Raw genomic sequence first — 8,425 nt, 5'->3', positions numbered from 1 at the left:
TGGAGAGGTGCCCCACGTCGGTAATGTTCATGACCCGGTTCACGTCGTACCCGGCGAAACGGAGATACTTCTCCAGCACGTCCTCCATAATATAGCTCCGGAGGTTTCCGATGTGGGCAAAGTGGTAGACCGTGGGCCCGCAGGTGTACATCTCCACCCGTCCGGGGGTGTGGGTTTTGAACTCCTCTTTCTTGTGGGTCGCGGAATTGTAAAGATACATGGTTTCATCCTCCATATTTATGGGCCGCCGCTCCGGCGGGCCGCTTTTTACTCTCACGCAGGCCGCCGCTTGGGCGCCTCTTTCCGCCCCTTCCGCGTCTGCTCCAGCTCCTCCACCCGGCGGGCCAGCCGCTCCAGTTCCTCCCGCACCGGGTCCTGAACGCTGATCTGGTCCACGTCGTCGGCGTAGTACACGGGGCAGCCGTTCACCCGGACGATCCGGGCGGGGACCCCCACGGCGGTGGACCCCGGCGGCACCTCCCGCAGCACCACCGCCCCGGCGGCGATGCGGGCGTTGTCCCCCACCTTGAACGGCCCCAGTATCCGGGCTCCGGAGCCCACCAGCACGTTGTTTCCCAGGGTGGGGTGCCGTTTTCCCTGGTCCTTCCCGGTGCCCCCCAGGGTCACGCCCTGATAGAGCAGGCAGTCGTCCCCAATCTCGGCGGTCTCGCCGATGACGATGCCCATCCCGTGGTCGATGACCAGCCGCCGGCCAATGGTCGCGCCGGGGTGGATTTCAATGCCGGTTTTGTTCCGGGCGTGCTGGGAAATCCAGCGGGCCAGGAAATACCGCCGGCGCACATACAGCCAGTGGGCCGCCCGGTGCCACAGCAGCGCGTGGACGCCGGGATAGAGAAGGAAAATCTCCAGCTTGCTCCGGGCCGCAGGGTCCCGGCGCTGGTAGGCGGCCAGCAGGCCGCCCAGACGAGTCAAATACATGGCGGTTCACTCCTTGTCAGGGCCGGGAGGAAACAAAAACGCCTCCCGTACCGAAGTACGAGAGGCGACGGATCGCGGTTCCACTCTCATTTATCACTCAAGGGGCCCTTAACGGGGGCCGGACGGAGGGTTCTCCTCTCCCGCTCACGGACGCACTTCGCAGCTTCCTCCGCAGGCGCGCTTGCAGCCGGTGACGCGCCCTCTCTGTCCTTCGGGTGAACTGTTACTCTTTCCGATCATTGCGGTATTCACTTGACTCTCTCAGTATATTAACAAGATTTGTCCGGCGTGTCAAGTTTTTTCAGTCCTCGCCCCTGAGCTGATATCCCAGCTCCTGAACCTTCCGGCGAATCTGCTCCTGGCGGACGCCGGTGGAATCGTAGTCCACCGCCACGCAGCCCCGGTCGCTGAGGCTGACGGAGGTGACGCCGGGCAGGGTGTCCAGTCCCTGCTTCAGCAGCTTCTCGTCCTGCTTGTCCGCGGCGTTCTCCAGGGAAAAATAGGTGCTTAAACGGGCCATGAAACTCTCTCCTTTCGGACATAGCATTCCCATGGCCGCCCATTTCATTCCCGAAGCCTCAGCTCTTTTCCTCCTTCTTTTTCTCCAGCCGGGAGGACAGCTCGTTCAGCTCCGCCCCCGTCTGGTCCAGCGCCCGGGGCAGCTGGGACAGCGTCACCTCAATCTTGCGAAGCTCGCCGTTCACGTGGCTCGCGGTGGACTCAAACGCGCTCATCAGGCGCTGATACTGACTGCGGAACTCCCCCACCGTCCGGCGGGTCTGGGCGGCGGCCTCCGCTTCCAGATCGTCGGCCCGCTTCCGGGCCTCGCACTCAATGGAGCCCAGCCGCTCCCGGAATTGGGCATAGGCCTCCGCGTCGGGCTTGAGCGCGTCCCGCTCGGCGGTGAGCCGGGCCACGTCCTGCTCCAGGAGCCGCAGGGGCTCCAGGTCCGCTCTGGCGGCGCTCTCCTCCCCCAGCTTCATTTGAAGCGCGTCCCGCTCTCCGGTCAGCTCCTCCAGCTGGGCGCGGAGCTGGTCCAGCTGCTCCGCCTGCTCCGCCACCTGGGTGCGAAGGGTCTCGTTCTCCTCCTCCAGCTTCCGCTGGGCGGCGGCGGCCTTCTCCGAAGCCTGTTCCAGATACCGGACCACATCCTGCTTGTCAAACCCGCCGAAGGCCACGCTTTTAAAGGAATAATTCTCCATAGGGCCACCGCTCTTTCTCATAGTTTCTCCATGATAGTAACACATACGGCGGCATTTTACAAGGGTCAGCTTTCCCCCCGGAACTGGAAGTCGCTTCCAAACCGGCCCAAACCCGCGCACCCCAGCGGGTCCGCCTCTCACCGGTACACCAGCGGCGGGCGGGTCCCCAGGCGGGACAGCAGCTCGTTGGCAATGGTCCCGCACCGCTCCGCCGTCTCCTCCGCCGTGATCTCCCGCGAACCCTCCCGGCCGATGATGGTGGCGGCGTCCCCGGGCCGGACCTCCGGAAGCTCCGTCACGTCCGCCAGCAGCTGGTCCATACACATCCGTCCCACCATAGGGCAGAAGACGCCCCGGATCAGCACGCGCCCGCCCCGCCGGGCCAGCTCCCGGGGCAGGCCGTCGGCGTAGCCGATGGTGAGCACCGCCAGCCGCGTCTCCCGCTCCGCATGGAACTCCAGACCGTAGCCCGCCCGGTCCCCGGGCCGGAGGGTCCGCACGCAGGCCACCCGGGCCCGAAGAGACAGCGCCGGACGGAGCTCCGGCCACTGCCGGACCGCCCCCTGTCCGCTGCGGACGCCGTAGAGGGCGATCCCCGCCCGGACATAGCCGCAGGGCTGGGGCGGCAGGTTCAAAAGGCCATAGCTGGCCTGGACGTGGACCTTCCCGGGGTCAAGGCCCCTCTGCCGCAAGCGGTTCAGCCCGTCGTAGAACCGGGCCAGCTGCGCCTGGGTCTCCGCCTCCCGCGCCAGGTCGTCGGAGACGCAGAGGTGGGAGAAGACGCCGTCGATTTTCAGCTCCCTGCGTCCGTAGAGCCGGGCCAGGGCCTCCGTGTCCTCCGCCGGGACGCCCAGGCGGCCCATGCCCGTGTCCAGGGCCAGGTGGACATGCACGGGCCGCCCCATGTCCGCCAGGGCGTGGCCGTGGGCCTCGTCCGCCACGGTCTGGATCAGCCGCCAGCGGCGGAGCAGGGGAACCTCCTCCGGCGGCGTATAGCCCAGGATCAGAATCGTCCCACCAACGCCGCCTTTGCGCAGGGCGACGCCCTCCGCCAGACACGCTGCGGCGAAGGCCCGGACCCCCGCCTTTTGCAGGACCCGGGCGGTTGGAACCGCCCCGTGGCCATAGGCGTCCGCCTTCAGCACCGCCATCAGCTCACAGCCCTCCGGCAGCAGGGAATGGAGGGTCCTGGCGTTGTGCCGGAGGGCCTCCAGATCAACCTCCCTCCAGGCCCGGCTCCGGGCCGGAACGGGCGGGGGCCGGAGGGCGTCCGGCGCCCAGGCGGCGGCGAAGGAGGCGGCCACCACGACGGCAAAGCGAATCAGGCTGTTCTTTGCCAGGGGGCCGGCGAACCAGGGGAACCGGCCCCCCGCCCACACCAGCGCGATGAACCAGGGGTGAAGCACATAGACCCGCATGGACAGCCGCCGGGCCCGCCGGTCCTCGCCCTGGTTCCGCTCCAGCAGGAGGGAGAAGAGGAGGGCCGCGCACAGCGGCAGGGTCAGGTACATGCTGTCGTGCCGGGGCCAGCCCAGGGCGCGAAGCGTGAACGCCTCGGCCGTCATGGCCGCCAGGGAGAACAGGAGGCCCACGGAAACCGCCCGTCCCCCTCGGGGCCTTCCGGCGGCCCCCAGCAGAAGGAACAGCGGGACATAAAAGAGCCCGTTCCGGGTATAGCCGAAGACGGCGAACACGGCGTCATAAAACGCCGCCAGTCCGGGAACCTGGGCGGCAAGCCCGTAATAGCTGTCCCCGCCCAGGCCGACGAGGTACAGTCCCGCCGCCGCGGCAAAGGCCGCGGGCCGCCCCAGCCGCAGCAGTCCCCGGACCAGCGGCGCCCCCAGCAGCACGGCGGGGAAATACCAGAGGTGGTACAGCGTTCCCTCCAGCAGCAGCCGCCTCCCCCACTCCAGGGGCCCGTATCCGCCGCTGTGGAGGTTCAAAGGCAGGTAGAGGAGCACCGCCGCCAGATAGGTCCCCGCCGTCTTTTTCAGGAACCGCCCGGTATGCCTCCACTCCTCCCGGGCCAGGAAATACCCGCTGACCATAAGGAAGAAGGGCACGGCGGTCCGGCCGAGGCAGCGGCACAGCCAGAAATCCGCCGCCTCATTCCAGGACGCCAGCGGCCCGGTGTGGATGCACACCACCAGCACCGCCGCCAGAAGGCGGAAGCGGTCCAGGGCGGGTCCTCTCGCCGGGGCGGTCATACCAGAGCCTCCCACACGGTGAGGATGAAGCCCCCGGCGTTGTCCCCGGAGATCTGGCAGCAGCCCTCCGGCAGCTCCACCTCCGCCGCCTCGTCCGGGCAGGCCAGCCGGAAGACCTCCACCCGCCGCCCGTTGGAGAGCACCCTCCGCTTCGGCCCGGTATCCAGAAAGGCCCCATACTCCTCCAGGCACAGCCCGTTCTCCTCCATCAGCGCCGCGTGGGGCGCGCCCACATAGCGGAAGTGCCAGGGCTCCGCCCCGATGCCGGTGAGCGCCTCCTTCTCCCGCCGGTAGCGCTGAATGAAGCCGTACCGCGCCGCCAGACGGCGCAGCGCCCCGCAGGCCCCCTCGTCCGGAAAGTCCGGGCAGAGGAAGTCCACCTTCTCCGCCCGCTTCCCCAGGTCGATGGCCAGGCCCGTCTCGTGCTCGCTGCACCCGGGGAGCGCCACATAGCGGCGGGTAAACGCCTCGCCCTCCCCGGCCCAGGCTCCGTCCCAGATGGACTGCTGCTCCGCCCGGCTCCGCCAGCCGGAGACGGGGACAATGTCCCGCTCCCCGCCAGCCGCCTGGACGCAGGCCGCCAGCAGTCCGGCGGCGCGCCGCTCCAGGAGGACGTCCGGAAACCGGGCGTCCGGGGCCGTCAGCTCCGGGGCGGACCCCGGACGGAGGGGATGGGAGGCGTTTACCAGTATCAGCGGGCCCTGGGCGGTCTGCTCCCGCCGGAGCGTCACGGCCCTCATGCCCCCGCCCCCAGTTCCACCAGCCGGTCCAGCAGGGCGGAAAAATCCAGCCCTGCGGCCCGCATCATGCTGGGATAGCGGCTGTGGGCGGTAAAGCCGGGAATGGTGTTCACCTCGTTGAAGACGAGGTTCCCCTCCGGCGTCAGGAAAAAATCCACGCGGGCCAGACAGCGGCAGTCCAGGGCGGCGTAGACGGCCTTCGCCGCCGCCTGGACCTCCGCCGCCTTTTCCGGGGCGATGCGGGCGGGGCAGTGAATGGCGGAGGTCTCGAGGGTATACTTCTCCTCAAAGTTGAAGAAGCCGCCGCGAAGTTCGATCTCGTCCACGGCTCCCACGGTCAAGGCCGTCTCCCCGGGGTTCCCCAGTACGGCGCAGCCCACCTCGAAGCCCGGCACGGCCTCCTCCAGGAGAATCCGGCGATCCTGCCGGAACGCGGCCTCCACGGCGGCGTCCAGCTCCCCAGGTCCCTCCACCCGGCTCACGCCGAAGGAAGACCCCGCCCGGACGGGCTTGACAAACAGAGGATACCCCAGGTCCGCCGCCGCCTTCCGAAGCTCTCCCGGAAGGGCCCCGGCGGAGAAAGCCGCGCTCCTCGGAACCCGGACCCCCGCCGTTTCCGCCAGCTTATGGGCCCGGTCCTTGTCCATGCAGAGGGCGCTTGCCAGAGTGCCGCAGCCGACGATGGGAATTCCGGCCAGCTCCAGAAGGCCCTGAACGGTGCCGTCCTCCCCGTTCTTCCCATGCAGGACGGGGAAGGCCGCGTCGAACTCCAGCGCCGTCCCGGAGCCGTCCTGGAGCAGCAGGGCCGTCCGCCCCCGGTCCAGCCGGAGGGCGCAGGGGACGCAGCCCGGGTCCCCCGGCCAGTCCCCGGCGGGAAGCCGGTCCACGGGACCAGGGTAATAGAGCCACCGCCCCTCCCGGGTGACGCCCACCGGCAGCGGGCGGTATTTTTCCGGATTCAAATGGGTCAGCACCGCGGCGGCGGACTGGAGCGACACGCCGTGCTCGCTGGAACAGCCGCCGAACAACACCAAGATCGTTTTCATCATCCATCAACCCTTTCCCGGGGCAGACAACCCGCCCCGACCTGTTGTCCACATGGTAACAGATCGGGGCGGGGAAGGTCTGAAGGCTTGCTGAAAGAGTTCCTGAGAAGTTCTGACGGAATTCTTGTGATTTTCTTACGGAGCCGGAAGGCGGACGGTGAAGGTGGTCACGCCCTCCCGGCTCTGGGCGGCGATGGTCCCGCCGTGGAGCTCCACAATCTCCTTGGCAATGGCCAGACCCAGGCCCGCGCCGCCGGTGCGGGTGGCGCGGGAGGAGTCCAGGCGGAAGAACTGCTCGAAAATGCGGCCCAGCTTGTCCGGAGGGATGGTGACGCCCCGGTTGGTAAAGGTAAGCAGCGCCCCGCCCCCCTCCTCCGCCTGGGCGGCGATGTCCACGGCGGTGTCCGCCTCTCCGTAGTGGCAGGCATTGCGCAGGAGATTGTCGAAGACCCGGGCCAGCTTGTCCGGGTCGCAGGGATAGGACAGGGCCTCCGGCAGGTCCAGCCGGGCGGTGAGGCCCCGCTCCTCCAGCATAGGGGCAAACTCGCTGGCCACCTGCTGGAGCATCCGGCTGAGGTCGCAGGGGCGCTTCTCCAGCTCCATGTGGGTCAGGTTGAAGCGGGTCACGTCAAAGAACTCGTTGATAAGGTCCTCCAGCCGCTCCGCCTTGTCCAGGGCCACGTTGGTGTACCGGGCCCGAAGCTCCGGGGACAGCTCCGGCTCGTCCCGGAGGAGGGTCAGATAGCCGATGACGCTGGTGAGGGGCGTCTTCAGGTCGTGGGCCAGGTAGATCACCAGGTCGTTTTTCCGCTGCTCCGCCTCCTTGGCGGCGTAAGAGGCCCGGAGGGCCCGGCTCTTGGCCAGATTCAGGTGCTCCTCCAGTTCCCGGAGCTCCGGGGCCAGGACGATGGTCTCCTCCGCCTCCGGCTGTGTCAGAATGTCCGCCGCCTCCGCCAACTCGTCCAGGAAATACAGGGGCTTGCGGATGAAGTGAACCGTGCACCCCAGCCAGGCGAGTCCCGCGCAGAGGAGAACCAGCAGAAGGATATAGTCCCGGCAGAAGTAGAGAAAATAGGTCAGGATGATATTCTCCCGCCAAAAGGAAAACGACCCGAAGAAAAACGTGCAGGCCCCCGCCAGGAAGACCACGGCCCCCAGGGAGCCAAAGAGGCTCAGCGCATACTGGGCCAGCAGCTTTCGGGAGACCCGCCCGGTGTAGTTGATCTCATTCAATGGTGTACCCCACCCCCCAGACGGTTTTGATGAATTTGGGCTTCCGGCTGGGCTCGCGGAGCTTTTCCCGCAGCCGGGCAATGTGGCTCATCACAGTGTTGTTGCTGTCCATGTACTTCTCGCCCCAGACGGCCTCGAAAAGCTCCTCGCTGGAAACCACCCGCCCCTGCCGGGAGCAGAGGTGCCACAGGATGGAGAACTCCAGGGGCGTCAGGGCCACCTCCTCGCCGTAGAGCAGGCACTTGTGGGTCTGCCTGGAAATTTGCAGGCCCCGGATGTCGAACTCCTGGTCCTCCTCCTGGGGCGGGCGGTTGTAGCGGGTGTAGCGCCGGAGCTGGGTCTTGACCCGGGCGGTGAGCTCCAGGGGGTTGAAGGGCTTGGTGACATAGTCGTCCGCCCCCAGGGTGAGGCCGGTGATCTTGTCCAGGTCCTCCACCCGGGCGGTGAGCATGAGGATGGGGAAGAGGTGCCTTTCCCGGATGCGCTGGCAGAGGGCGAACCCGTCCATGTCGGGAAGCATCACGTCCAGAATGGCCAGGTCCGGCGGCGTCTTTTCCACGTGGGCCAGGGCGGGGAGGGCGCTGGTGAACTTGTGGACGGTGAAGCCCTCGTTTTTCAGGTACAGCTCCACCAGGTCGGCGATGGCGGCCTCGTCGTCCACGACTAAAATCTCTGCGGGCATGATGAGAGACCTGCTTTCTGTAAAGTCTTTCTGCATCATAGCACAAAAAGCGCCCCGGGGCAACCGCGCCGGGGCAAAAAGAGGGGCCGCGCCGGGGCGGCCTCTCTCCGTCAGTCCCACCCTCGGGCGGACCCAATCATATAATCCAGGAAGGCGGGCACGTCCCGGGCGTCGGAAAGGCTGATGCACAGCCCCTCCGGGCCGGGGCGCATGGCCCGGAGCATCTGGCGGGCGGTGTTGTCCCGCTTCAGGTCGCAGTGGGTGTTGTCCGGCAGGTGCAGCAGCACCTGTCCCCGGCTGCGCTCCACCACGTGCAGAAAATTCTCCGTATCCGGGAGCATCATGATCTTGAACATAAACGGCCTCCTTTGATAAA

10 protein-coding genes are annotated in these 8,425 nt (G+C 67.3%); all 10 read right to left on the bottom strand.

Going from position 1 to position 8,425, the window contains the following annotated elements; all coding sequences use genetic code 11:
* On the bottom strand, window positions 1-220 hold a 220-nt coding region (gene argS, locus QZ329_RS01800), incomplete at its 3' end, for an arginine--tRNA ligase (protein ID WP_295747692.1).
* 53 nt (window positions 221-273) lie between these two features.
* Window positions 274-939 (bottom strand): serine O-acetyltransferase EpsC, encoded by a 666-nt coding sequence (gene epsC, locus QZ329_RS01795; RefSeq protein WP_295747689.1) that lies wholly within the window; start codon window positions 937-939, stop codon window positions 274-276.
* A 301-nt stretch (window positions 940-1,240) separates the two neighbouring features.
* Window positions 1,241-1,459 carry a heavy-metal-associated domain-containing protein gene (locus tag QZ329_RS01790; protein ID WP_295747686.1) on the bottom strand — a complete coding sequence of 73 codons (219 nt, stop codon included), beginning with the start codon at window positions 1,457-1,459 and terminating at the stop codon, window positions 1,241-1,243.
* Window positions 1,460-1,517: 58 nt separating this feature from the next.
* The gene (locus QZ329_RS01785) at window positions 1,518-2,162 is read right to left on the bottom strand and encodes a hypothetical protein (protein WP_295747683.1); all 645 of its coding nucleotides are present in this window, start codon (window positions 2,160-2,162) and stop codon (window positions 1,518-1,520) included.
* A gap of 116 nt (window positions 2,163-2,278) precedes the next feature.
* A complete protein-coding gene (vanT, locus tag QZ329_RS01780) occupies window positions 2,279-4,348 on the bottom strand; it encodes a serine racemase VanT catalytic subunit (protein ID WP_295747680.1) in 2,070 nt (689 codons plus the stop codon).
* Window positions 4,345-5,088, bottom strand: a complete 744-nt coding sequence (locus QZ329_RS01775; RefSeq protein WP_295747677.1) for a D-alanyl-D-alanine carboxypeptidase family protein — start codon at window positions 5,086-5,088, stop codon at window positions 4,345-4,347. Before QZ329_RS01775 ends, vanT begins: the two co-directional genes overlap by 4 nt.
* Window positions 5,085-6,137, bottom strand: coding sequence for a D-alanine--D-alanine ligase family protein (locus tag QZ329_RS01770; protein ID WP_295747674.1), 1,053 nt, complete (start codon window positions 6,135-6,137; stop codon window positions 5,085-5,087). The genes QZ329_RS01775 and QZ329_RS01770 overlap by 4 nt, the downstream gene beginning before the upstream one ends.
* 132 nt (window positions 6,138-6,269) lie before the next feature.
* Complete coding sequence (locus QZ329_RS01765) at window positions 6,270-7,367, bottom strand: HAMP domain-containing sensor histidine kinase (RefSeq protein ID WP_295747671.1); 1,098 nt, start codon at window positions 7,365-7,367, stop codon at window positions 6,270-6,272.
* Window positions 7,360-8,049, bottom strand: a complete 690-nt coding sequence (gene vanR, locus QZ329_RS01760; protein WP_295747669.1) for a VanR-ABDEGLN family response regulator transcription factor — start codon at window positions 8,047-8,049, stop codon at window positions 7,360-7,362. The genes QZ329_RS01765 and vanR overlap by 8 nt, the downstream gene beginning before the upstream one ends.
* A 110-nt stretch (window positions 8,050-8,159) precedes the next feature.
* The gene (locus QZ329_RS01755; protein WP_295747667.1) at window positions 8,160-8,405 is read right to left on the bottom strand and encodes a hypothetical protein; all 246 of its coding nucleotides are present in this window, start codon (window positions 8,403-8,405) and stop codon (window positions 8,160-8,162) included.
* Window positions 8,406-8,425 lie beyond the last annotated feature (20 nt).

This window comes from uncultured Oscillibacter sp., from assembly GCF_910579365.1.
Taxonomy (GTDB): domain Bacteria; phylum Bacillota; class Clostridia; order Oscillospirales; family Oscillospiraceae; genus Oscillibacter.
Note: the sequence above shows the minus strand (reverse complement) of the source record. Positions and strands in the feature narration are given on the sequence as shown.